This is a genomic window from Chryseobacterium sp. 22532 (genome assembly GCF_052044665.1).
Classification (GTDB): Bacteria; Bacteroidota; Bacteroidia; order Flavobacteriales; family Weeksellaceae; genus Chryseobacterium; species Chryseobacterium lathyri.
Window position 1 is genome coordinate 132,089 of record NZ_JBQENJ010000005.1, and the last position, 25,237, is coordinate 157,325.

At 37.0% G+C, this 25,237-nt stretch carries 23 protein-coding genes, 8 tRNA genes and 1 other RNA gene; 26 read left to right on the top strand and 6 right to left on the bottom strand.

The window, feature by feature from the left end:
- Positions 1-2: 2 nt before the first annotated feature.
- Complete coding sequence (locus ACTJIV_RS14715; RefSeq protein WP_440628351.1) at positions 3-1,295, top strand: aldehyde dehydrogenase family protein; 1,293 nt, start codon at positions 3-5, stop codon at positions 1,293-1,295.
- Between the two features lie 160 nt (positions 1,296-1,455).
- Here ACTJIV_RS14715 and pyk read toward each other — a convergent pair whose 3' ends face one another.
- Genes pyk through ACTJIV_RS14740 form a run of 5 tightly spaced genes read right to left on the bottom strand, consistent with a single transcriptional unit; the run spans position 1,456 to position 5,634 of the window.
- The gene (gene pyk, locus ACTJIV_RS14720) at positions 1,456-2,901 is read right to left on the bottom strand and encodes a pyruvate kinase (protein ID WP_111955420.1); all 1,446 of its coding nucleotides are present in this window, start codon (positions 2,899-2,901) and stop codon (positions 1,456-1,458) included.
- Entirely contained in the window at positions 2,894-3,367 is a 474-nt protein-coding gene (locus ACTJIV_RS14725; RefSeq protein WP_440628353.1) for an IPExxxVDY family protein, read from the bottom strand. Before ACTJIV_RS14725 ends, pyk begins: the two co-directional genes overlap by 8 nt.
- The gene (gene rnc, locus ACTJIV_RS14730; RefSeq protein WP_111955416.1) at positions 3,345-4,106 is read right to left on the bottom strand and encodes a ribonuclease III; all 762 of its coding nucleotides are present in this window, start codon (positions 4,104-4,106) and stop codon (positions 3,345-3,347) included. Before rnc ends, ACTJIV_RS14725 begins: the two co-directional genes overlap by 23 nt.
- 9 nt (positions 4,107-4,115) lie before the next feature.
- A complete protein-coding gene (gene fabF / locus ACTJIV_RS14735) occupies positions 4,116-5,360 on the bottom strand; it encodes a beta-ketoacyl-ACP synthase II (RefSeq protein WP_111955414.1) in 1,245 nt (414 codons plus the stop codon).
- Positions 5,361-5,394: 34 nt separating this feature from the next.
- Positions 5,395-5,634: an acyl carrier protein gene (locus ACTJIV_RS14740; RefSeq protein ID WP_002976354.1), complete on the bottom strand. Its 240-nt coding sequence runs from the start codon at positions 5,632-5,634 to the stop codon at positions 5,395-5,397.
- 713 nt (positions 5,635-6,347) lie between these two features.
- On the opposite strand from ACTJIV_RS14740, the gene ACTJIV_RS14745 reads away from it, so the two are divergent.
- Positions 6,348-6,539: a cold-shock protein gene (locus tag ACTJIV_RS14745; RefSeq protein ID WP_048502705.1), complete on the top strand. Its 192-nt coding sequence runs from the start codon at positions 6,348-6,350 to the stop codon at positions 6,537-6,539.
- 187 nt (positions 6,540-6,726) lie between these two features.
- Here ACTJIV_RS14745 and ssrA read toward each other — a convergent pair.
- Positions 6,727-7,125: a transfer-messenger RNA gene (gene ssrA, locus ACTJIV_RS14750) on the bottom strand.
- A 273-nt stretch (positions 7,126-7,398) separates the two neighbouring features.
- On the opposite strand from ssrA, the gene rpsU reads away from it, so the two are divergent.
- The 24 genes from rpsU to ACTJIV_RS14870 all read left to right on the top strand — a co-directional run bounded on the left by rpsU (position 7,399) and on the right by ACTJIV_RS14870 (position 25,221).
- Entirely contained in the window at positions 7,399-7,596 is a 198-nt protein-coding gene (rpsU, locus tag ACTJIV_RS14755) for a 30S ribosomal protein S21 (protein WP_034702010.1), read from the top strand.
- 81 nt (positions 7,597-7,677) lie between these two features.
- Positions 7,678-8,565 carry a tyrosine-type recombinase/integrase gene (locus tag ACTJIV_RS14760; RefSeq protein WP_440628360.1) on the top strand — a complete coding sequence of 296 codons (888 nt, stop codon included), beginning with the start codon at positions 7,678-7,680 and terminating at the stop codon, positions 8,563-8,565.
- Entirely contained in the window at positions 8,562-8,852 is a 291-nt protein-coding gene (locus tag ACTJIV_RS14765) for an HPF/RaiA family ribosome-associated protein (protein ID WP_111955378.1), read from the top strand. Before ACTJIV_RS14760 ends, ACTJIV_RS14765 begins: the two co-directional genes overlap by 4 nt.
- A 107-nt stretch (positions 8,853-8,959) precedes the next feature.
- Positions 8,960-9,033: transfer RNA gene (locus ACTJIV_RS14770), tRNA-Thr, on the top strand.
- A gap of 19 nt (positions 9,034-9,052) precedes the next feature.
- Positions 9,053-9,133: transfer RNA gene (locus ACTJIV_RS14775), tRNA-Tyr, on the top strand.
- 87 nt (positions 9,134-9,220) lie between these two features.
- Positions 9,221-9,293: transfer RNA gene (locus ACTJIV_RS14780), tRNA-Gly, on the top strand.
- A gap of 96 nt (positions 9,294-9,389) precedes the next feature.
- A tRNA-Thr gene (locus ACTJIV_RS14785) sits at positions 9,390-9,463 on the top strand.
- A 19-nt stretch (positions 9,464-9,482) separates the two neighbouring features.
- Positions 9,483-9,563: transfer RNA gene (locus ACTJIV_RS14790), tRNA-Tyr, on the top strand.
- 87 nt (positions 9,564-9,650) lie between these two features.
- Positions 9,651-9,723: transfer RNA gene (locus ACTJIV_RS14795), tRNA-Gly, on the top strand.
- 42 nt (positions 9,724-9,765) lie between these two features.
- Positions 9,766-9,837, top strand: a tRNA-Thr gene (locus ACTJIV_RS14800).
- A 225-nt stretch (positions 9,838-10,062) separates the two neighbouring features.
- Complete coding sequence (locus tag ACTJIV_RS14805) at positions 10,063-10,743, top strand: response regulator transcription factor (protein WP_111955376.1); 681 nt, start codon at positions 10,063-10,065, stop codon at positions 10,741-10,743.
- The gene (locus ACTJIV_RS14810) at positions 10,744-12,114 is read left to right on the top strand and encodes an ATP-binding protein (protein WP_440628363.1); all 1,371 of its coding nucleotides are present in this window, start codon (positions 10,744-10,746) and stop codon (positions 12,112-12,114) included.
- 185 nt (positions 12,115-12,299) lie between these two features.
- Positions 12,300-13,541 carry a TolC family protein gene (locus ACTJIV_RS14815; RefSeq protein WP_111955373.1) on the top strand — a complete coding sequence of 414 codons (1,242 nt, stop codon included), beginning with the start codon at positions 12,300-12,302 and terminating at the stop codon, positions 13,539-13,541.
- A gap of 2 nt (positions 13,542-13,543) precedes the next feature.
- Entirely contained in the window at positions 13,544-14,629 is a 1,086-nt protein-coding gene (locus ACTJIV_RS14820) for an efflux RND transporter periplasmic adaptor subunit (RefSeq protein ID WP_440628365.1), read from the top strand.
- Between the two features lie 260 nt (positions 14,630-14,889).
- Positions 14,890-17,988, top strand: a complete 3,099-nt coding sequence (locus ACTJIV_RS14825; protein WP_440628367.1) for an efflux RND transporter permease subunit — start codon at positions 14,890-14,892, stop codon at positions 17,986-17,988.
- Between the two features lie 528 nt (positions 17,989-18,516).
- Complete coding sequence (tuf, locus tag ACTJIV_RS14830; RefSeq protein ID WP_034749673.1) at positions 18,517-19,728, top strand: elongation factor Tu; 1,212 nt, start codon at positions 18,517-18,519, stop codon at positions 19,726-19,728.
- A 54-nt stretch (positions 19,729-19,782) separates the two neighbouring features.
- Positions 19,783-19,853: transfer RNA gene (locus tag ACTJIV_RS14835), tRNA-Trp, on the top strand.
- A 12-nt stretch (positions 19,854-19,865) separates the two neighbouring features.
- A complete protein-coding gene (gene secE, locus ACTJIV_RS14840) occupies positions 19,866-20,072 on the top strand; it encodes a preprotein translocase subunit SecE (protein ID WP_034702507.1) in 207 nt (68 codons plus the stop codon).
- A gap of 17 nt (positions 20,073-20,089) precedes the next feature.
- Positions 20,090-20,632 carry a transcription termination/antitermination protein NusG gene (nusG, locus tag ACTJIV_RS14845; RefSeq protein ID WP_111955370.1) on the top strand — a complete coding sequence of 181 codons (543 nt, stop codon included), beginning with the start codon at positions 20,090-20,092 and terminating at the stop codon, positions 20,630-20,632.
- Between the two features lie 464 nt (positions 20,633-21,096).
- Entirely contained in the window at positions 21,097-21,543 is a 447-nt protein-coding gene (gene rplK, locus ACTJIV_RS14850; protein ID WP_034702033.1) for a 50S ribosomal protein L11, read from the top strand.
- 11 nt (positions 21,544-21,554) lie between these two features.
- On the top strand, positions 21,555-22,247 hold the full coding sequence (gene rplA, locus ACTJIV_RS14855; RefSeq protein ID WP_111955369.1) for a 50S ribosomal protein L1: 693 nt from the start codon (positions 21,555-21,557) through the stop codon (positions 22,245-22,247).
- A 17-nt stretch (positions 22,248-22,264) separates the two neighbouring features.
- On the top strand, positions 22,265-22,858 hold the full coding sequence (gene rplJ, locus ACTJIV_RS14860; protein WP_111955368.1) for a 50S ribosomal protein L10: 594 nt from the start codon (positions 22,265-22,267) through the stop codon (positions 22,856-22,858).
- Between the two features lie 46 nt (positions 22,859-22,904).
- Positions 22,905-23,273, top strand: a complete 369-nt coding sequence (rplL, locus tag ACTJIV_RS14865; RefSeq protein WP_034723387.1) for a 50S ribosomal protein L7/L12 — start codon at positions 22,905-22,907, stop codon at positions 23,271-23,273.
- Between the two features lie 796 nt (positions 23,274-24,069).
- Positions 24,070-25,221 (top strand): hypothetical protein, encoded by a 1,152-nt coding sequence (locus ACTJIV_RS14870; protein WP_440628372.1) that lies wholly within the window; start codon positions 24,070-24,072, stop codon positions 25,219-25,221.
- Positions 25,222-25,237: the final 16 nt, after the last annotated feature.

Sequence of the window (25,237 nt, forward strand, 5' to 3'; positions counted from 1 at the left end):
TTATGGAACAGTTAATTGAAAATAAGCTTATTCAAGCAGATAAGACATTTTCAGAATGGAGAAAAGTACCGTTTGAAGAAAAGCAGAAGCTGATCGCAAAAGCGGCAGGAATTTTAAAGAACAATTCAGAAAACTTCGGAAGAATCATTACTGCTGAAATGAATAAACCGATTTCAGAGTCGATTGCTGAGGTTGAAAAGTGCGCTTTAATGATGAATTACTATGCAGTTGCTGAAAATATTTTAAAACCTGAAAAAGTTGAATCTGAATTTGCTTATTCTGAAGTTCATTATGTTCCGAAAGGGGTAATTTTAGGAGTAATGCCCTGGAATTTTCCCTTCTGGCAGGTATTGAGGTTTGCTGTTCCAGCCATTTTAGCCGGAAATACAGTAGTTCTGAAACACGCTTCAATTTGTTTTGGAAGTGGAAATGCAATTGTAGAGGTCCTTTTAGAGGCAGGTTTTCCGGAAGGTGTATTTCAGAATCTGGAAGTGGGACATAAAGCCGTAAAAGAAATTCTTGAGCATGATGCTGTAAAAGGAGTAAGTCTTACAGGCAGTGGAAAAGCTGGTGGAGAAGTAGCTTCAATTGCTGGTTTGAATATCAAAAAATCTTTATTGGAATTAGGTGGAAGTGATGCTTTCATTATTTTCGATGATGCAGATTTAGATGATGCAGCAAAAGCAGGAGTAAAATCCAGACTTCAAAATTGCGGACAGACCTGTACTGCCGCTAAAAGATTTATTATTGATGAAAAAATTGAAGATGAATTTTTGCCGAAGTTCATTGAAGAATATAAAACTTATGAAGTTGGAGATCCTTTAAATAAGGAAACTAAATTAGCGGGAATGGCAAGACCGGACCTGGCCGATGAGCTGGAAGCTCAATTCAACAGAGCATTGGAAAATGGGGCTGAAATTATTATTCCTTTGGAAAGAATTTCTGAAAATGAATTTAAACCCGGTTTAATTCGTGTTCAGGAAGGAAACCCTATTTTAAAAGAAGAACTTTTCGGACCTCTTGGGATGATCATGATCGCTAAAAGTGATGAAGAGGCTTTACAAATGGCCAATGATATTCCTTTTGGGCTTTCAAACTCTGTTTGGACTGCAAATAAAGAACGTCAGCTGTTTTTCATCGAAAACCTGGAATCAGGAACGGTAAATATCAACAGAATGACAAGCTCTGACCCGCGTTTTCCATTCGGTGGAAGCAAGGCTTCAGGATATGGAACGGAGTTATCATTATTGGCTTTAAAAGAGTTTGTAACAGCAAGAACAATTGTAGGAAATTGATTTGTATGATGTACAAAGTATAAAGTATAAAGTATAAAGTATAAAGTATAATGTATTTGTGTAAACCTACGTTAACAATATAAAAAATAAAATCCCAGAAACATCTATTTCCGGGATTTTTTATATAGTAGCTAAAGTAATTTTGCTTATTGCTTATTATCTAAACTGTTGTCAGTCTTAATGTATTTGTCTTTCCGCCTTCATAAGATGGCGTAGCATTGATGTTGATCACAAAGTCTCCGCTTTCAATATAACCATGGTTGTGTGTCAGCATATTTACCTGGATAATTGTTTCATCGGTAGATTTTTTCATGTCATAATAAAAGGCATGAACTCCCCAAAGAAGGTTCAGCATTGTGATCACTCTTCGGTTTCCGCTGTATACAATGATATGGGAATTCGGTCTGTGTGCTGCCAGCTGAAATGCTGTATATCCTGAATGCGTCAGGGTAACAATAGCAGAAACATTGGTAGTTTTAGCAATCCTTACTGCTGCAAGACATACCCTGTTGGTAATGAATCTTTCATCAATACAGTTATAGTCTTTTTCGATAGGTTCATTTTTATGCTGATAAAAATGTGTCTTCTCGATGTTCTGTACAATTTTTGACATGTTTTCAACTACCTGAACCGGATATCTTCCTACAGAAGTTTCTCCGGAAAGCATTACTGCATCTGCACCGTCCAATACAGAGTTGGCAACGTCATTTACCTCTGCTCTTGTCGGCGTAAGGCTGTTGATCATTGTTTCCATCATCTGTGTAGCAATAATTACCGGTTTTGAGTAAAATCTTGCTTTCTCTACCAGGTTTTTCTGGATAGCTGGAACTTCTTCCATCGGAACTTCCACCCCAAGGTCACCACGGGCAACCATCAGTCCGTCACATTCCAATAAAATTTCGTCAATATTTTTAACACCTTCAGGCTTTTCGATCTTAGCAATAATCGGAGTTTTGAATTTTCCGTTTGGATGGCTGTCGATCAGTTTTTTCAGGTCAATAATGTCCTGTGCGTGTCGTACGAAAGAAAGGGCAATCCAGTCAACCTCCATGTCAAGCATGAAATTGGCATCCTGAACGTCTTTTTCCGTAAGAGCAGGAAGAGATACATTGGTATTCGGCAGGTTTACTCCCTTTTTAGAGCTCAGAGGTCCCCCTTGAATAGTCTTTGCTTTTACCGTATCTATTTCGTTGGTCTCAATAACCTCCAACATCAGCTTTCCGTCATCAATAAGGATTCTCTCCCCAACTTTTACATCCTGAGGAAACTGCTGATACGTCATGTAAACCTTAGTGGAATCACCTTCTATTTTCTCATTCGTAAAAGTAAGAATATCGCCGGGGTTCAGGTAAGAACCTTCTTTTACGACACCTACTCTCAGTTTCGGTCCCTGAAGGTCTCCAAGGATACCCACAGAAAAACCGTATTCCTGATTAAGCTCTCTGATAATTTCAATATTATTTCGAACTAATTCGTAATCTGCATGTGAAAAATTTATTCTGAAAATATCAACACCTGCTTTCATGAGTCCTAACATTACCTCCTTCGACGATGAAGCAGGCCCTAGTGTTGCAATAATTTTTGTCTTCTTTAAATACTTATTCATAATACTGGATAATTTGATAAAGTTCTTCTTCAGAACCTAGTGTATAGTCTTGTATCGGAAATACAAGATTTTCCGGGAGCAAAATTACGGAAAAATCAGGAATTTGTTCCGAAGTATGCAGAATATATTCTACATCTACCTGATTATTTAATAAAAATTTAATGTTTTCTTCTCCTGTAAAGAGCTCGGTCTGCAGTTTTTTTTGCGTACTTTCCGAGGATTGGTTCGAAATAAATGTAAAACATGTCTTTGTAAACTTATGATAAGCCTCAAATCTCGGGAAATAATAATCATAATAAGCCCCGTGAATAATCACATCTTTCTTTCTGGAAAAGGTAAGGCCGTTGATTTGATTTATTTTGTAGAAAAACTCATGAGCAGGTATATCTTTTGCTAATCTTACCAATCCTATGGCAATATCTTCAAATTCTATATCATCCAGATCATAAAGTTTTTGAATTTCCAAGTATGTTTTCTTTTTTGTTTAAAATATAAAATGCTCTTTGTGCTGCCTTTTCTTCCGCTTTCTTTTTGGAAGTTTCCGTCGCATTGGCGATCTTTTCTTCTCCCAGCCAGACGTGGCACCTGAATACCACCGCTTTATTGGCCTGGACCTCTTCACAGGTCTCGTATTTTATATTTACTTTTTTCTTCTGGCTCCATTCAAGCAGAAGACCTTTATAGCTTACAATTTTATTCTCAAGCTTGTTAATTTCACTAGGAGTCAATAATCTTTCCAAGATGATCCTCTTACAGGCATCATAATGAAAGTCCAGATAAACAGCACCAATAAGTGCCTCAAATAAATTTCCGGAAATGTTTTCTCCCAATGCTGCGGATCCCTGCTTCTGCAAAAGATCGATAAGCTTCAGGTCTTCTCCTAATTTATTAAGATTCTTCCTATTAACAATTTTAGATTTCATCTGTGTCAGATATCCTTCATTAGCCTGAGGATAGGTCTGGAACAGATGACAGGAAATAATTGTACCCAAAACAGAATCTCCCAAAAATTCAAGCCTCTCGTAATTGCAGTCTTGATTTTTAGAAGAACTTTTTAAAGAAAAAGCTTCACGGTAAAGAGCAATATTCTGAACCTCTGCACCCAGCATTTTTTTCAGCTCGGTACTAAGGAAATAGTCTCTCTCCGTTAATTTTCTTTTTCTTTGTTTGAGAAGGAATTTAGAAAAGTATTTCTGTAACTCCATTCATTGAATTTAGATTTTCTTAAATAGAACGCAAGCGTTATGCCCGCCAAATCCAAAAGTATTGCTCATGGCTACTTTCACATCTTTCTTAACAGCGTTGTTGAATGTGAAATTCAGTCTGCTGTCAATATTTTCATCATCAGTAAAATGGTTGATGGTAGGCGGAACAATACCATGAATAATAGTTCCTAATGCAGCGATAGCTTCAATTACTCCGGCAGCTCCCAGAAGGTGTCCGGTCATTGATTTTGTAGAATTAATCTGAATATCAAAAGCGTGCTCGCCCAGTAATTTTGAAATTGCGTTGGATTCTGCAATATCTCCTAATGGAGTAGAGGTACCATGCATGTTGATATGGTCTACTTCATCAGCAGTTAAGCCTGCGTCTTCCAAACAGTTTTTCATTACCAGATAAGCTCCCAGTCCTTCAGGATGCGGGGCAGTCATGTGATGTGCATCTGCACTCATACCACCACCTTGTAATTCTGCATAAATTGTAGCACCACGTTTTACTGCGTGCTCATATTCCTCAAGGATGATACATCCTGCTCCTTCGCCCAACACAAAGCCATCTCTGTCTTTGTCAAAAGGTCTTGAAGCTGTTTTAGGATCGTCATTTCTTGTAGAAAGTGCCATCATCGCATTAAATCCACCGACACCACTTGCTGTTACGGCTGCTTCAGAGCCTCCGCATACAATAACATCTGCTTTTCCAAGCTGGATAATCATCTTGGAATCAATTAAAGCGTTGGCTGAAGATGCACAGGCAGATACCGTAGTATAATTCGGCCCGTGAAAGCCATACTCTATTGAAATATGTCCAGGAGTGATATCCGCGATCATCTTAGGAATAAAGAATGGGTTGAATCTTGGAATTTCCGTGTTCGCCCATCCTAAAACCTCAGTTTCAAAAGTTTCTAAACCTCCGATTCCTGACCCCCAGATTACACCGACTCTGTTTTTATCTACATTGTCTTCCATAATCCTGGAGTGTGCTACCGCTTCTCTTGCAGCTACCAGTCCAAGCTGGGTATTCCGGTCCATTTTTTTAGCTTCCTTCTTATCGAAATGCTGTAATGGATCGAAGCCTTTCACCTCGCAAGCGAATTTAGTTTTAAAGTTTTTGGCATCAAAAAGAGTAATCGGAGCAGCACCGCTCTCACCTTTAAGAAGATTTTCCCAGTATTCTTTTGCATTATTTCCAATCGGTGTTATTGCGCCAAAACCGGTTACAACTACTCTTTTTAATTCCATAAACTTTTAAAATTTTCTTTTTTGTTGAAGAATATTATTTATTTACTACTTCTTCGATGTAAGCGATAGCGTGCCCTACAGTAGTAATTTTTTCAGCCTGGTCATCAGGGATTTGAATATTGAATTCTTTTTCAAATTCCATGATTAACTCAACTGTATCCAATGAGTCAGCTCCTAAATCGTTAGTGAAGCTAGCTTCAGGAGTTACTTCTGTTTCTTCAACGTCAAGCTTATCAGCGATGATAGCTTTTACTCTTGATGCAATGTCTGACATAGTAAATTATTTTTTTAATTGTTAGATGGTGCAAATATATAAAATTCTTCACGATAAAACATTTTTTTAGTCTTTTTTGTGGGTAGACTATACTTATTTTATAGTGAGAAGTTTTAGTGTTTTCGTTTTCAGGTATTTATATCGAAGTTGTTATTTTTGAACTTTATATTTTTTTAGATGAAAAATTAGCTCAGACTTTTTTCAGATGGTTCAGATGGGATTTATCCGGAGCCAAGAACACTAGGAGGTGGTCCGGATGGAGAAGACGGCAAAAAAGGAAATGTATTTAAAGTTACACTTAGTCACTTCTAATTTATATAATAGCTGAGGCTTTTAGTATAATTTGAGATTTATCAAACTAACGCTACTTTTATATTGATTAATATGTGATAAAATAAATAAAATTTAAAAAGTGCTTGTTTTCAATAAATTAAGTGTACATTTGTAAAATAATCAGGCTCCTGCCGACGCTTCTTCTGAAACTTTTGAGTTTACTCTTTCTTCTCAGTCTTCGCTTTTACAGCCGCTAATTTTTGTCATCAATATAACAGATGCAGTACATTTTTTAAACTTGAATTTTTCAGGCTTCTAAAAAAAATAGCAACATCACTTTTTTTGTTCACAAATCGATTTATTATTGCTTTGATAATTATCAATGCAGTAATGGCAAAAGCCAAATAATATAATAATACAATAATTTTTAATACATTACAATGCAACAAGGAACAGTAAAATTCTTTAACGATGCTAAAGGATTTGGTTTTATTACACCATCAAATGGTGGTCAGGATGTTTTCGTACATACATCAGGTTTAATTAATGATATTCGTGAAAACGATGTCGTAACATTCGATTTAGAAAACGGAAAAAAAGGCGTTAACGCAGTTAACGTGCGAGTAGCATAATTTAAAAAAAGGTTAAACTCTTTCTTTAATAAAAAGTAGCAGATAGCATTTATGTTATCTGCTTTTTTCGTTTGAATAATTATTATCATCTGCTAAATTGTATATAAAGCATTTAATATTCATTACAGTTCTAATTTGACTATTTATTCAACTCAAAAAGAAAAAACCGCCTAATATAGACGGTTTTTAGTGGAGTTGGAGGGATTCGAACCCTCGTCCAAACAAGCAATACATAAGATTTCTACATGCTTATTCTACCATTGGTTTTCGACTGGAGGCAGAGGGTAGACACCCAACTTCCAGCTTATCTTCTGAAGTTTTCGAGTTTCAGCCAAAGCATCTGAAACCTTATTCCTGCATTCCTATATCCCAGAATCAAACGCCGCAGAACAGAGCATTTGTGAGATATCTTGCTTCCTTACTATCTTCAGGAAAACGCTTGATCTACTATACTTCGATATTAAGCTGCAAGAGCGAACTCTTCGTTGCCAGTTAAAGTTGTGTAGCAAGGGATTAAAGAGATCGCGCTACGGTTCTCTGCATGCTTACTTACCCATTGATCTTGCTGTCGAAACCAGTCAACCCCATGAATAAAGTAGCTACAAAGATAGGAATTTTTGTTTACATATAGTTCATAATATGACATACTTTTCAGATAATCCCCAGTATGTTTATATTGCTGTTATTAGTAATATAACGGATAATAGAGAGGACTCAAAATTTTAAAAATAGCATACTTGTCCACATTGTTGTATCTGATTGTGGATAACTTATAATGTGTTTTTTAAAGAAAGTGGAGCTAAATTTTGCAGTTTAATAAAAAATGTCTAGTTTTGCAATCCAAAATGAGATGTAAAATATGTTAATAATTCCAGTAAAAGATGGGGAATCCATCGACAGAGCTTTAAAAAAATATAAAAGAAAATTTGATAAAACGGGTACAGTTCGTCAATTGAGATCTAGACAAGCGTTTATTAAGCCTTCTGTAACTTTAAGACAAGCTAGACTAAAGGCCGCTTACAAACAAAGAGGACTTAGCAAGGAAGAGCAGGCTTAAGATTTTTCTTAACCACATACTAAATTCACTTCTTAAATACGTATATTTGAGAGGTGAATTTTTGTTTTTATACCTTATGTAATGTTAGATAAGTATTTAGAATATTTACAGTTCGAAAAGAGGTATTCACCTCACACTATTACAAGTTACCGAAAAGATCTTGAAGACTTTTCCCATTTCTACCTTAAAACAGAAGCTTCTGAAGATATTTCCAAGGCTGATAAAAAAGTAATCAGGAATTTTATCGTCGAATTGAGCGAAAATAATATTTCAAAAAGAAGCATCAATAGAAAATTATCATCCCTCAGAAGTTTTTATTTATTCCTTTTAAAGGTCGGTGAAATTAAAGTCTCTCCCACGGAAAGTATATCTTCCCTTAAGTTTTACGCTGAAAAACAGATTCCTATCTCACAGGAAGAAATGCAGGCGCTCAGTGACAGTGTTCTGATAGATCAACCTGATATTCTGGAAAAATGTATTATAGAGGTATTATACCAGACCGGAATGCGTAAAGCTGAGCTTTGTGGCCTGATGTTTGAACACGTTAACCTAGAAGGAAATGAGCTCAAGGTAATAGGAAAAGGAAATAAAGAACGTTTTATTCCCATTTCCGCAGACCTCTCAAATCTGCTTAGAAGTTACCTGGAAATAAGGAAACCTGATACCGAATATAAAACCTATTTTTTCATTAATAAAAAGGGTAAAAAACTCAATGAAAAATTTGTTTATGTGGTAGTTAATAAGTACCTTAGTCTTGTAACAACGAAAGAAAAAAGAAGTCCTCACATCCTTCGGCATAGCTTTGCTACACACGTTTTGGATAATGGGGCGGAGATCTCCAAAGTAAAAAAAATATTAGGGCATTCCAGTCTTGCAAGTACTCAAGTCTATACGAATGCTAATATTGAACAATTGAAAAAAGTGTTTAATCAGGCTCATCCTCGAGCATCTAAAAAAGAAGAATTATGAAGATCACAGTTCAATCAATTGGTTTAACTCCACACGAACCATTAGAATCACACATTGACAAAAAAGTAAGCAAATTGGAAACCTTTTATGATAAAATTCATGAGTGTAAGGTGTTCTTAAAAGTTGAAAATAACTCTGATAGAAACAACAAAACTGCCGAACTTATTTTAGCCGTCCCAGGCGACGATATCGTTGTAAAAAAGACGTCTGAGACTTTTGAAGAAAGTTTAGACCTATGTGTTGATACTGCTAAAAAGCTATTAATCAAGAAAAAAGAAATGGCGTAGTAAAAAAAGTTTAAAAAAGTTATAGAAAAGTTTGAGAATTCAAAAAATCCGTTCTATATTTGCACTCGCAAAAAGGGAACAGCGATCTTTTGAATTCTTTTTTATATGCCTCCATAGCTCAGTTGGCCAGAGCACGTGATTTGTAATCTCGGGGTCGTGGGTTCGAATCCCTCTGGAGGCTCTTTTTAATATAAACATGAGGGGAGATTCCAGAGTGGCTAAATGGGACTGACTGTAACTCAGTTGCTTCGGCTTCGTAGGTTCGAATCCTGCTCTCCCCACATTTATATTAATAAAAAAAGTTTTGTAGATTTAAAAGGATTTTCCTAGATTTGCACAGCGTTACCAATAGTTTTGGAAACAAAATTGCGGAAGTAGCTCAGTTGGTAGAGCGTCAGCCTTCCAAGCTGAATGTCGCGGGTTCGACCCCCGTCTTCCGCTCAAAATAGATCACTCTGCTAGAGGGTGATTTTTTTTTAACTGCTGAAAAGCATAGAGTAGATTTTCTCTAAAGCCTTCAGTTTACATTTTAAAATTGCCTCCATAGCTCAGTTGGCCAGAGCACGTGATTTGTAATCTCGGGGTCGTGGGTTCGAATCCCTCTGGAGGCTCAATTTTAATATAACATGAGGGGAGATTCCAGAGTGGCTAAATGGGACTGACTGTAACTCAGTTGCTTCGGCTTCGTAGGTTCGAATCCTGCTCTCCCCACATTTATATTAATAAAAAAAGTTTTGTAGATTTAAAAGGATTTTCCTAGATTTGCACAGCGTTACCAATAGTTTTGGAAACAAAATTGCGGAAGTAGCTCAGTTGGTAGAGCGTCAGCCTTCCAAGCTGAATGTCGCGGGTTCGACCCCCGTCTTCCGCTCAAAGAAAATCACGCTAATTAGTGTGATTTTTTTGCTTCAATGCCGACTTAGCTCAGCGGTAGAGTGCTTCCTTGGTAAGGAAGAGGTCACGGGTTCAAGTCCCGTAGTTGGCTCTCTATATTTCCCGAATCTTTTCGGGATTTTTTTTTACCCTAAAATCTAGTTTTAAGTCTGGTTTATAGTATGCCTCCCAGAAATCTTCAGCAACAAAAAAAACAATAATTACTCCTTTTTTTGTAAAAATTTACCTTAAAATTTAATTAAATCTGTCCATCAGCCTTCAATGGATAATACAGGAACATAAAAATTTCGTTAAATTCGTATAAAATAAGATTTTGATGAATATTCTTTTATTGGAAGACGACCTCATTCTTTCGGCGGAGCTTTGCCGGTTTTTAGAATCGAACAGCTTCACCTGTGATAAGATCTATGATGGTGAAACCTTTCTCCGGCAAATCAAGAACAATACGTATGACCTGTATCTGCTCGACATCAATGTTCCCAAGATAAATGGGCTTGACGTTTGCCAGACCATCCGTTCTTTCGATAAAAATACTCCCATCATCATTATCTCGGCTTACGGAGACATTTCTGATAAAAAAGATGCGTTTACCAGACTTGCAGATGATTACCTGGTGAAGCCTTTCCAGTTTGAAGAGCTGCTGCTGAGAATCAATTCGCTGCTAAGGAGAAAGTCCCCGTCCGATGCTGCAGACCAGGATATCATCAGGGTAGACGACCTTATCATCAATAAAACTGAACAGAAAGTCTATAGAGCAGGCAATGAAATAGCTCTTACTCTTAAGGAATTTCAGCTTCTGGTCTATCTTGCAGAGGCGCAAGGAAGAACCGTTTCCAAGCAGCAGATCACGGAACATGTGTGGGAACATAATTTTAATACGAATACTAATACGGTAGAAGTCTACATCAATTTTTTGAGAAAAAAGATCGATAAGGATTTTAAACTTAAACTTATCCACACCCGTTCTGGTTTCGGATATTACCTAAGCCCATTATAAATGTCTTTAAAAAGAAAGATAGCATTAACATTAAGTATCGCTTTTTCCCTGCTTTTTGCAATGGTGATGGCGGTGATCTATCTATCTTTTAATGATTTTAGAAGAGATGAGTTCAAAGAAAGATTCAGACAGCGCCTTGAATTTACTTCACACTTCATTTCAAAGTCCAGGAATTTTGAAGAAGAAGCACCTATTTTTTTTAACGAAAATTCAGACAATATCCTTCTCAATGAAACAATCTTAATTTTCAATGCAGACAAAGAACTGGTCTACAGTACAATCAAAGACCGGAATGTAATCTGGGATAATGCGCTTCTCAAAGAGCTGGATGAAAAGAAGATAATATACAGTGAAAAAACTGTTCCGGAGATCTATGCAGCACTTCGAAACATCAATGGGGAGAATTACTACATTCTTACCAGTGCTTTTGATACCAACGGTAAATCAAAACTCGAATACCTTAAATATCTTCTGATCACGGCTTATGTAATGAGTACCCTTCTCATCGGTTTTTTCAGTTATTATTTCATGGGGCAGTTCCTGCGTCCGTTGGAAGATCTGAATACCGAAATTTCCGAAGTTACTGCTCATAAACTTACCACACAGATCCCGGTCCAGGAGTCTGATGATGAGATTAATGTTTTAGCCAAATCCTTTAATACCATGATTGCAAGGTTGGATGATGTCTTTCAGTCACAGAAAGATTTTACGGCAAGTGCATCACATGAAATCAGGACTCCTATTACAAGAATGGCATTTCAGCTGGAAAACCTGATCAAATTTGAAAAGCACTCTCCTGAAACCCTTGCTTCTTTAAAACAGATTCAACGGGATGTGTATCAGTTGTCGGATCTTACCAATTCCCTTTTATTGCTTACAAAATTCGACAAAGAGAATATTCAGAGCATTTATGAAGAAGTAAGGATTGATGAAGTTATTTTTGAAGCCTTCGAAGCAGTAGAAAAAAGTTATCCCACTTTGAAGCTGGATTTTCTGATCTCTGAAGATACTTCGGAAAACGGACTGCTTACGATTAGTGGCATCCATTCTCTTTTAGTCATTGTCTTTATCAATCTTTTTAAAAACGCAGCCGTATATTCTGATGATGCAGAAGTGGATGTTTTGATAACAGAAACCAATGATCAGCTTACGGTTGATGTTATTTCTCATGGAGATACCATACCTGAAGAAGAGCAGGCAAAACTGTTTGAAGCTTTTATGAGAGGTAATAATTCTCAAAATATTTCCGGTTCGGGTCTTGGTCTTCGAATTGTTAAACGAATCCTGGAGTATCACAACGCAAGAATCAAATATTCTTCTCCGGCTGAAAGTACTAATAAATTCAGCATCATATTTAATAAACAGTCTTAGTTGCGCTTTTTATAATCTATAGTTGTAAACATATACTTATTTCTATTCCCGACCTTAATATGGTTTAAAAGGGTAAATTTTTAAATAAATTTCGTATTCCTAAACCAAATTTAATTTTTTTTTAAGGCTTCTTTAAGGCCCTTTTAATCATGTAAAGGCAATTTTGTATCATAAATAAAGATAGAATGAACAAAATTGCAGGGCTGTTTATTGCCATCTCCTCATTCATGGCAGGACAGCAGCAGATGTCACTTTTGGACTGTGAAGAGGCTTTTCAGAAAAATAATCTTCAGCTTCTTGCAGAACAATATAACATCAATATGGCCGATGCAGATATTCTGCAGGCTAAGATTTGGGAACTGCCACAGCTGAGCGGTCAGATCAATGCCTACAATCCTGAAGGTAAAAAAGCTTTTGATATAGGCCATGCCAAAGGAGCGGAGATCACCCAGCTGATCTATATGGGAGGAAAAAAGAAAAATGAAATTGCTTTTGCAAAATCGAACAAAGAACTTGCCCAGCTTCAGTTTTCGCAGCTTTTAGTGGACCTGAGAGCTCAGCTTCGTGCTGCTTATTTCAATTTATATTATGAGAAACAGAAGCTTGGCAATACCAATAAGCAGCTGGAGTATATGAATGACCTGTTAAATGCTTACCGCCTACAGTCTGCCAAAGGTAACGTTTCCCTTAAAGACGAAGTAAGGCTGCAGAGTCTCGTGATCCAGCTTAATAATGATAAACTGGGAATTAATAAAAACATCCTTGAATTCGAACAAAATTTAAAAGTGCTGACCGGAATTTCCGATGAAATAGAGCCGCAGCTTTCTGACGCTGATGCAAAAGAAATTCTTGCAGCCCAGCCCTTCGGAGACGAAGATGAGCTAAAGAGAAAAGCACTGGAACATAATTCTGATTATCAATATTTCCTGAAATTAATTGACAACAGCAAATTATATGCACAGTGGCAGAAATCTCTGAATGTTCCGGACCTTAATGTAGGAGCAGGATGGGACCAGAATGGAGGGACCTTTAAAAATGAGGTTAATCTTATGATCGGGATTCCACTGCCACTATGGAAATCTAATCAGGGAAATGTGGAAAAAGCCAATTATGCCATTCAACAGAACCAGAAAAATGCAGATTATCAGAAACTGAACCTTGAAACTAAAGTTCAGGCTGCCTACAAAACATGGAAAAATCAGTACGACCAGCTTGCAGAAATTAAAACCACAGACCTTAGCAATATGGAAATTGTGTATGATGGAATGCTGAAAAACTTCAGAAAAGGAAACATCAGCCTTATAGAATTTACAGATTTCATGGACAGTTACAGAGAGACGGCTCTCCAGATCTTCGATATGAAGAATGAAATTATACAATCGGCAGAACAGCTTAATCAACTAGTACAAACGAAAATCTTCTATTAAACATGAAAAAATATATAACCCTAACAATGGTGGTTTTGTCAGTCCTGTCTTGCTCAAAAAAAGAGGAAGAAGCTAAACCACAGGCAAAAAAAGGCTTTGAACTGAGCAACACAATGCTGAAGTCGATTTCTTTAGCAAAAGTTGAGAAAAAAAACATAGAAGACGATTACAGTTTTTACGGGAAAATATCCGCAGATAAAAACAGCTATATCGATGTTTATCCGCTGGTTGGAGGAAATGTTTTAAGTGTAAATGTAGAGTTGGGAGATCATGTGACGAAAGGACAGATTTTGGCGACCATCAGAAGTACGGAGTTGGCGGAAGTTCAGAAAGATGTAAGCGATGCAAAAACGGATTTGGTTGTTGCTCAAAACAATCTTCGTGTTGCCAAGGAAATGTACGAGGGAAAACTGAATACTGAAAGAGATGTACTGGAAGCCAAGAGCCAATTGCAGAAGGCTCAGGACCAAATGCAGAGAGCAAGTGCGGTGAGTACGGTTTATAATGTAAAGAAAGGAAATATTTACAGTGTTGTGGCTCCGATCAGCGGTTATATCGTTCAGAAGAATATCAATAAAGATATGCAGTTGAGAAGTGACAGAAGTGATAATATTTTTGATGTGGCGAATACGACCAATGTTTGGGCGATCATGAATGTTAACGAATCAGACATCGAAAAAATAAGTCTCGGAATGAAAGCCCAGGTTTCCACATTGTCTTATCCGGACAAAGTTTTTGATGGAAAAATTGATAAAATATTTAAAATTATTGATCCGCAAACCAATGCAATGCAGGCAAGAGTTGTTTTAGACAATGCAAACGGATTATTAATTCCTGAAAGTAAGGCAACCATAAAAGTGACAAGCTCAGAAAATAATACGGCCCTCACAGTTCCTTCCAAAGCTGTGATTTTTGATGATAACAGAAGTTTTGTAGTGATTTTTAAATCAAGAACAGATGTTAAGGTTAAAGAAATAAAGATTTTAAAGCAGACCGGAGATATCACTTATGTTTCCGAAGGTTTGTCTGAAGGAGAAGAAGTAATCACTAATAATCAACTTTTAATTTACCGCTCTCTGAATAATTAAAATTGATTTTGAGCCATTAAGAATTATTGATCATGTTGAAGGAAGAAGTTAAGCTGAATTAAGAAAAACATCTGAAGATACTCTTAAGCATTCCTCTTACCCAAATTCGGCTGCGACTGCTTCATAATCTTAAATCCTAAAATAAAAACTTAATGGTTCAAAAGCCTTCAATTTTTTTAATTAACATCTTTAAAATTGTCCCAACAATTAAACATTTAGTTATTAGTCTAATATCTAAAGTCTAACATCTAATTTCTACTATGAATAAATTCATTAAAAATATAATTGCTTTCTCGCTAAAAAATAAAGCCTTTACCTTTATCTGGGTTGCTATTTTGGCCATTGCGGGTTTTATCAGTTTCAAAAATATGCCCATTGAAGCTTTCCCGGATGTTACCAATACCCAGATTGTTATTATAACCCAATGGAATGGGCGGAGCGCAGAAGAAGTGGAACGTTTTGTGACTACGCCCATTGAATTGGCCATGAGCCCGGTGCAGAAGAAAACGAGTGTGAGAAGTACCACGATGTTTGGTCTCTCTATCGTTAAAATTCTTTTCGACGATGGGGTGGATGATACTTTCGCCAGAAATCAGGTGAATAACCAATTAAGAACCGTAAGCCTTCCTGATGAGGTGGATCCGGAAGTTCAGCCACCCTACGGGCCTACCGGGGAAATTTTCAGATATACCCTGGAAAGTAAAACGAAAGATTCCAGAGAACTGCTGACTTTACAGAACTGGGTAGTCGACCGCGCACTGAGAGGCGTTCCGGGAGTTGCAGACATCAATGTTTTCGGAGGCCAGGACAAGGTTTTTGAATTAAGTATTGATCCGAGAGCTTTGGATAAATACAATCTGACGCCGCTTCAGGTGTATGATGCTGTTACCAAAAGTAATTTAAATGTCGGAGGTGATGTTATTGAGAAAAATGGTCAGGCTTATGTGGTAAGAGGAATCGGTTTGGTTAAATCCATTAATGATATAGGGAATATTACCATCCAGAATGACAACGGAAATCCTGTTTTGGTTAAAAATGTTGCCGAAGTTCACGAAAGTTCAATGCCGAGAGTCGGACAAGCCGGATTGAATAATCATGAAGACACCGTTGAAGGAATTGTTGTAATGAGAAAAGGGGAGAACCCAAGGGAAGTTCTGGTTGGAGTGAAAGCCAAAATCAAAGAGCTTAATGAAAAGATTCTTCCGAAAGATGTCAAAATGGTAACCTTCTACGACCGTGACAACCTGATGGACTTCACGACACACACCGTGATGCACAACCTGATCGAGGGAATCATACTGGTTACCGTGATCGTCCTGATCTTTATGGCAGACTGGAGAACCACGCTCATTGTTTCCATTATTATTCCACTGTCCCTGTTGTTCGCATTTTTATGCTTAAAGCTTGCCGGGATGAGTGCCAACCTGCTTTCGCTGGGTGCGGTAGATTTCGGGATTATTATTGACGGAGCTGTCGTCATGGTGGAAGGGCTTTTTGTCATGCTCGATCATAAAGCGCTTAAATATGGAACAGAAAAATTCAATAAACTGTCAAAAGGAGGCTGGATCAAGCAGACTGGAACAGGTTTAGGAAAAGCCATCTTCTTTTCAAAATTAATCATCATTACATCGTTAATCCCTATTTTCTCTTTCCAGAAAGTGGAAGGGAAGATGTTTTCACCATTAGCATTTACCTTAGGATTTGCTTTGATAGGGGCATTGGTATTCACTCTGACATTGGTTCCCGTTCTTTCCCATATCTTATTAAATAAGAATGTAAAAGAAAAAAATAACCCGTTTGTTAATTTCTGGGATAGAATTGTACTCAAAGGATTCAACTATACTTTTCAACATAAAAGAATGAGTTTAATTGTTGCCATATCCTTCATGGTAGTGACGTTATTCTCAGGAAAATTTTTAGGAACAGAATTCCTGCCCCAGCTGAATGAGGGTTCACTTTGGATTACTGCAGAAATGCCGATGAGTTCATCATTAAAAGAATCTCTGAAAACCGCAGACCTTTTAAAGAAAGATATTATGAGCTTTCCTGAAGTTACCGATGTCTTGGCTCAAACCGGACGGAGTAATGACGGAACAGACCCGAACGGATTTGGATTTGTGCAGTTTGCCGTCAATCTTCAGCCTAGAGATGAATGGAAACGCAAGATCAGCTACGAAGAACTGATCGAGGAAATAGATAAAAAGCTCAGAAGCTACCAGGGAATTACCTTTAATTATTCCCAACCCATCTCAGATAATGTGGCAGAAGCCGTAGCTGGTTTCAAAGCGGAGAACGGAATCAAAATTTATGGTGATAATCTGGAAACCCTGGACAAATTGGCGGATGAGGTTTTAAAACAGATCAAAGACGTAGACGGAGTAAAAGATCCCGGGATCATTAAAAATATCGGTCAGCCGGAAGTAAGTGTCGTGCTGGACCGGGATAAAATGGCGGCTTACGGAGTAATGCCCGACGACGCACAGTCTGTACTGGAAATGGCTTTTGGAGGAAAAACGGCATCGGAAATGTTTGACGGCGAAAGAAAATTCCCGATTCGTCTCAGGTATTCCCAGGAATACAGAAAAGATGAAAATGATATTGCTTCCTTAATGGTTCCTACACAGGACGGGGCGAAGATTCCGCTGAAGGAGATCAGTACTATTGTAAAAGATAACGGAGCTGCATTTATTTACAGAGATGATATTAAAAGATACATCGGGGTGAAATTCTCGATTCGTGACCGTGATTTAGGAAGTACCATTGCGGATGCACAGAAAAGAGTGGCCAATATTGATCTTCCGGACGGTTATTCCATTGGCTGGACAGGTCAGTTTGAAAACCAGCAGAGAGCTTCACACAGACTGGCGCAGGTGGTTCCGATCAGCATTCTGGGGATTTTCTTCTTACTGTTCATCCTTTTTGGAAATATGAAAGACTCATTGCTGGTATTGGCGAACGTACCTTTTGCACTGATCGGAGGGATTATTGCCCTGCATCTTACCAGAATGAATTTCGGAATTTCAGCCGGAGTGGGAATGATTGCTTTGCTCGGTATCTGTATCCAAAATGGAGTTATCCTTATTACTGAGTTTCATCAGAATGTCAAGAACGGATTGAGCTTAGACAATGCCATATTAAACGGGGTAAAATCCAGAACCCGCCCTGTTATCATGACAGCTCTGATGGCTTCGATAGGATTGATGCCTGCCGCATTGTCCACAGGTATCGGTTCGGAATCTCAGAAACCTTTAGCCATCGTGATTATCGGAGGGTTGATTACAGCGACTATATTAACATTGTTGATCTTCCCGATTATTTTCTGGATCTTCAACAGGACGAAAAAGTCCCAACAGATTTAATATTTCTTCTATCTATATTATGTGAAGCGCGGAAAACATAGTTTTCCGCGCTTCTTGCATCAAAATAATCATGTGTTTTCTTAAGCCACAATCCTGTTAAAAGTTCCTGGACCATATTTTCGGGTATTATATTATCTTCAAAAATTGTTAGCCCTGAAAAATATTAGAATAATTAACATCTAAAAGAAGGATAAAGATTCTCGTAATATTATTGTATTCTATTATATATACGAGGAAATATTAATGGCGGTTTTTATAGTGTAATTTTATTTGCAAATATTTTTTTACTTCCTATATTATTCAGAATTAGTCACATACTTTATGCTTTCAAATAAAAACGTTTATAATGATTTTTTTCAATCCGGAAATTTGTGTAAATTTGCAGTCTCAATACATTGAAATATAAGGTTTGTGCTTCTTTGATTGAATATTGAAACTTTTTTAAATAAAAAAGATTTTAGTATTTAAAAAATCATTATATTTGCACACCGAAAAATTGAAAAATAATAAAATAAATAATTTTAAATCATGGCAAAGGAAACGTTTAATCGTAACAAACCACACTTGAACATTGGTACTATTGGTCACGTTGACCATGGTAAAACTACTCTTACAGCTGCAATTTCTGCTGTACTAGCTAGCAAAGGTCTTGCTGAGAAAAAAGACTTCTCTGCAATTGACTCTGCTCCAGAAGAAAAAGAAAGAGGTATTACTATCAATACTGCTCACATCGAATACGAAACTGAAAAAAGACACTATGCTCACGTTGACTGTCCAGGTCACGCGGATTACGTAAAGAACATGGTAACTGGTGCTGCTCAAATGGACGGAGCTATCGTAGTATGTGCTGCAACTGACGGTCCAATGCCTCAGACTAGAGAACATATCCTACTTTGCCGTCAGGTAAATGTACCTAGAATCGTTGTTTTCATGAACAAAGTTGACATGGTGGATGATGCTGAGTTGTTAGAGCTTGTTGAAATGGAGCTTAGAGACTTATTATCTACTTACGATTTTGACGGAGATAACTCTCCAGTAATTCAAGGTTCTGCATTAGGTGCTCTTACAGCAGCTACAGCAGCTACTCCTGATACTGAAGATAAGTGGTTCAAGAGCGTTGAAGAATTAATGGATGCTGTTGATAACTGGATCGAGCAGCCACCAAGAGATACTGATAAGCCATTCTTGATGCCAATCGAAGACGTATTCTCTATTACAGGTAGAGGTACTGTTGCAACTGGTAGAATCGAAGCTGGTATTATCAATACAGGTGATCCTGTTGATATCATCGGTATGGGTGAAGAAAAATTAACTTCTACTATTACAGGAGTTGAGATGTTCAGAAAAATCCTTGACAGAGGTGAAGCTGGTGATAACGTAGGTCTATTGTTGAGAGGTATTGAAAAAACTGACATCAAGAGAGGTATGGTAATCGCTAAGAAAGATTCTGTTAAGCCACACAAAAAATTCAAAGCATCAGTTTATATCCTTTCTAAAGAAGAAGGTGGACGTCACACTCCATTCCACAACAAGTACCGTCCTCAGTTCTACGTAAGAACTACTGACGTTACAGGTGAGATCTTCTTACCAGAAGGTGTAGAAATGGTAATGCCTGGTGATAACTTAGAGATCACTGTAGAATTGTTACAGCCAATCGCTCTTAACGTAGGTCTTAGATTTGCGATCAGAGAAGGAGGTAGAACAGTTGGTTCAGGTCAGGTAACTGAAATCTTAGACTAATTATCTTAAAATAAATAAAGCTTCCGAAAGGAAACTCTCGGAAGCTTTTTATCTACGGGCATCGTCCAATGGTAGGATACCGGTCTCCAAAACCGTTGATCAGGGTTCGAATCCTTGTGCCCGTGCAAATATTAATTATGAGTTCATTTGTCGATTTTTTAAAAGGTTCTTATAACGAATTCAGACATAAAGTTGAATGGCCAAAGTGGGCTGATCTTCAGTCTTCTACTATTGTGGTAACTATTGCTACAGTGATTTTGGCATTGTTTACCTTTGGAGTTGATGAATTGTTTTCAAAAGCAATCAGCAACATAATTGGAATGCTAATTAACGTGTTCAACTAAAAAAGTATTTTCCCATAATGAGCGAATTGAAATGGTATGTGCTGAAAGCAATCAGCGGACAGGAAAATAAAGTGAAAAACTATATTGAGACAGAAATCAAACGTTTAGGGTTTGAGCAGTACGTTACTCAAGTGGTTATTCCTATGGAAAAGGTTATTCAGATCAGAAACGGAAAAAAAGTTCCTAAAGAGAAACCTTACTATCCTGGATACTTAATGATCGAAGCTGATCTGATGGGAGAAATTCCTCACGCAATTAAAAACATTCCGGGAGTAATATCTTTCTTAAGCTTAACAAAAGGAGGTGATCCTGTTCCGATGAGAAAATCTGAGGTCAACAGAATGCTGGGAAGAATGGATGAGCTTTCAGAATTTGCAACCGATGTTGAGATTCCGTTTATTGTAGGTGAAAACGTTAAAGTAATTGACGGACCTTTCAATGGATTCAACGGAACTGTTGAAAAAATTCTTGAAGACAAGAAGAAAATTGAAGTTTCTGTACTGATCTTCGGTAGAAAAACTCCAATGGAGCTTAGCTATATGCAAGTAGAAAAGGTATAATTCATACTTTTAAAATATATAAAGACTGCTGTTTCGGCAGTCTTTTTTTTGTGATTATGTTTTTTTTGTTCTTTTATTTTTGTTAAAAGGGCAGTTATGAAAAAGATTGGTGAAACACAGGGGCTTTAAAAGAATTTGATTGGATATGCTTAATATTGGAAGTGAGTTCGTATTGCTTGGTTTCCATATTGTAATAAACTCATTTTAGATTTTAATAAGACAATAAAACACTAAAAATATACCCAAGACTAAAAAAATTCAGTCCCATGGAGCTTTGTCTTTTATAAATGTAAATAAAAAAATATTCATATTCTTTTCTAAAAATCAGCACTTTCCATTTGCTAATTCAAAAATATTTCATAATTTTGCAGTCCGAAAAGTAGATTTACTGTATGTGAGTCGGTAATCTGCTGAATAATAAATGCTTCCAAACTCATTAATTATTCAAACTAAAAAAATTAAAAATGGCTAAGAAAGTCTTTAAAATGGTAAAGCTTCAGGTGAAAGGTGGCGCGGCTAACCCTTCTCCACCAGTAGGTCCAGCATTGGGTTCTGCAGGTGTGAACATCATGGAGTTTTGTAAGCAATTTAACGGGAGAACCCAAGATAAGCCAGGGCAAGTTTTACCTGTAGTAATTACAGTATACGAAGACAAATCTTTTGAATTCGTTATTAAAACTCCACCTGCAGCAATTCAGTTAATGGATGCGGCTAAGATCAAAGGAGGTTCCGGAGAACCAAACAGAAACAAAGTAGGTTCTGTATCTTGGGATCAGGTAAAGAAAATCGCTGAGGATAAAATGACTGACCTTAACTGCTTTACAATGGATTCTGCAGTTTCTATGGTTGCAGGTACTGCTAGATCTATGGGATTAAGAGTAACAGGAACTAAACCAACTTTTAACGCTTAAAACTAATAGAAATGGCAAAATTGACTAAAAAGCAAAAGGAAGCTTTAAGCAAAGTAGAAAAAGGAAGAATCTATAACCTTGAAGAAGGTTCTGCTCTTGTAAAAGAAGTAAACACTACAAAGTTTGATGCTTCTGTAGATATCGCTGTAAGATTGGGTGTAGATCCAAGAAAAGCAAACCAAATGGTAAGAGGTGTTGTATCTCTTCCTCACGGTACTGGTAAAGATGTTAAAGTTTTGGCATTGGTTACACCAGATAAAGAAGCTGAAGCAAAAGAAGCTGGAGCTGATTATGTAGGTCTTGACGAATATTTACAAAAAATAAAAGAAGGTTGGACAGATGTTGACGTTATCGTTACTATGCCAGCTGTTATGGGTAAATTAGGTCCATTAGGTAGAGTATTAGGTCCAAGAGGTCTTATGCCTAACCCTAAATCAGGAACTGTAACTATGGAAATTGGTAAAGCAGTAACTGAAGTAAAAGCAGGTAAAATTGATTTCAAAGTAGACAAGTATGGTATCATCCATGCTGGTATTGGTAAAGTATCTTTCGATGCTGTTAAAATCAAAGAAAATGCTCAGGAATTAATTTCTACATTGATCAAAATGAAACCAACTGCTGCTAAAGGTACTTATGTGAAGAGCATTTATTTGTCTTCTACAATGAGCCCGGGTATTGCAATTGATAGTAAATCTGTTAACTAATAATAATCCTTAAGACAATGACAAAAGACCAAAAAGTTGTAGCAATACAAGAGATCAAAGATTTGCTTCAGGATGCGAAAGTAGTTTATGTAGCAGATTTAGACGGTTTGAACGCTGCTAAATCTTCTGATTTCAGAAGACAGGCTTTCAAGCAGAATATTAAAGTAAAAGTAGTAAAAAATACACTTTTACAGAAAGCAATGGAGCAGATTGACGGAGTAGATTTCTCTGAAATGTTCCAAACATTCAAAGGTAACTCTGCATTAATGGTTGCTGATACAGCTAACGCTCCAGCAAAATTAATTAAAGACTTCAGAAAAAAAGAAGAGAAGCCGGCATTAAAGTCTGCTTTTGTACAGGAAACTTTCTATGTTGGTGACAACAATCTTGATGCCTTAGTAAGCATTAAGTCTAGAGAAGAAATGATCGGTGAAATCATCGGATTGCTTCAGTCTCCAATTCAAAGAGTTGTTTCTGCTCTTCAAAACAAATCTGAAACAGTAGAAACTGCCGCTGAAGAAGCTGCACCTGCTGTAGAAGAAACTCCTGCTGCTGAGGCTCCGGAAGCTCCTGCTGCAGAAAGCACTGACGAAACGCCAGCTGCTGAATAATTACACTCAAAAAATTAAATAAATAATCAACAAAAACATTACAACAATGTCAGATTTAAAAAATTTAGCTGAAACGCTAGTAAACCTAACAGTAAAAGACGTAAACGAATTAGCTACTATCCTTAAGGATGAGTACGGAATTGAGCCAGCTGCTGCTGCTGTAGTAGTTGCTGCAGGTGGTGCAGGTGAAGCTGCTGAAGAAAAAACAGAATTCGATGTAATTCTTAAGTCTGCAGGTGCTTCTAAATTGGCTATCGTTAAATTGGTAAAAGATTTAACTGGTGCTGGTCTTAAAGAAGCTAAAGATATCGTAGACGGAGCTCCTGCTGCTATCAAGCAAGGAATCTCTAAAGACGAAGCTGAAGCTCTTAAGAAGCAATTAGAAGAAGCTGGTGCTGAAGTAGAATTGAAATAATTCAATTTACTATAAAATAAGAAGCCCGGACAGCAATGTCCGGGCTTTTTTTGTTTTTATAACATTCTAAAAATCAATGTATTTTGTTAAAATAATCAGGTATTATTGATATGTATGTTTTGATAATTGATTATTGTTGTGTATATCGTAAAAATTAACATAATTAAATGTTTATTATTTGCTTAAATGTTTGTTTTTTGTTAAAATTTAATATTAAAAAGTTGTTTTAATTGAAAATTTACTATATTTGTACCGAAAAAAACACATACATCATTGAAAATAAATTACTTTATCTTCTATAGCTGTGCTATAGCATATTGTATCAATATGTTGTTTGCATGGCAGATAGAAAATCTCAGCACCACATCTTTAGCAGTACAGAATTCTACTGTATCATGCTCTCTTTATAAAACTGGTGAGTTTACAAAATATTCACAAAAAGATAAGATTCCCGTTCTTAGTAAGGCTTCTATAGAAATGAGTAAGCGGTCATCTGAGCTTCATATGCAGAGACGCAGGAATTGTACAACAGTATAAATGCACTATACATTCTGTTGAAGATCCTAAAATTGAGGCAGGTTTTGACTTTGTCATTAAGTTTCCGGATAAATTATCTTAATCGTACATCTTCCAATTGCTTTAACGAAAACAAATATTAGTAGTAATAGCTTTATCCTTTATGAGTGTCACCCCATAAACGCACAGGTTGGAATTAATACATGTTAAGCTATACAGTATTTGAGTTCAATAGTATAAAAAAAACATAAAACATAAAAAAACAACAAATATCAATTTAATGAAAAACAAATTATTAACACTTGCTGTTTTATCCTTTACAGGATATCTTATAAACGCACAAGTTGGAATTAATACTGGTCTTCCCCAGGCTACATTGGATGTAGTCGGGTTTCCAACAAATATCAATAAGCCTGATGGAATTATTGCGCCAAGGCTTTCATTGAGCCAATTGGCTGCTAAAACGTACGCTGCAGCTCAGACGGGGGCTTTGGTATATGTTACATCTATTAACGCTACTCCTGCTGGTTCGACGATTAATGTAACAACTCCGGGATATTATTATTTTGATGGAACAGTATGGATATTTACTACGTCTTCAGACTGGCGTACTACTGGGAACTCAGGGACAACCGCCGCCGCCGGTGTAGTGGGAAGTACAATTTCTTCCGGAAATTTTTTAGGAACAAAAGATTCTCAGAATTTGGTAATTGCTACGGCTGGTGCAATAAAAGGAATTTTATATACTGATGGTACTTTACGTGGTGGAAATACTACAGCTGCCGGTCCATATGCTTCTCTTGTATGGGGATCAAACAATACAATATCAGATACAACATTATCTTCTAGTGTTGTTCTGGGCAAAGATAATACGGTTTCCGCACAGGGACCTAATTTTCCAGGTGTTGCTATAGGTTCGGGTAATACAACTACTAACGGAGCAAAAGCAATTGGTAATAATAATAATCTGAATGGATCCAATCAATTCGCAATGGGTAATCTCAATGCGGGTGTTGCGGGTAGTACTTCTGGTATTGCCTTGGGGAATAATAATACTTTCGCGGGCTTTGTTTTGGGGTCATCAAATAATGTAACGAGTAGTAATTATGCTTTTGGAAATAGTAATACAGTGACTGCTTCAGGAGGTGCGGCTATGGCGATAGGTATTGGAGCGCAGGCAACAACAGCTAACCAGACTATATATGCTAATACTCAGCATGCTTTTTTCGGGCAATCAACAGCTACTAACACGGTTGTAGGAATAAATATGGCTCCTACAGCGGCATCTTCAACCGGAGCGGCTATTCAGATGAAAGGAATTGCTGCTGCTGCGGGTACATCTTGTACTTCGGCCGAAGAAGGAGCAATTCGATATAATATTACTATACATGCTCATGAAGGCTGCAATGGCACAATTTGGAAGGCATTCTAATTTAAAATAAACACAA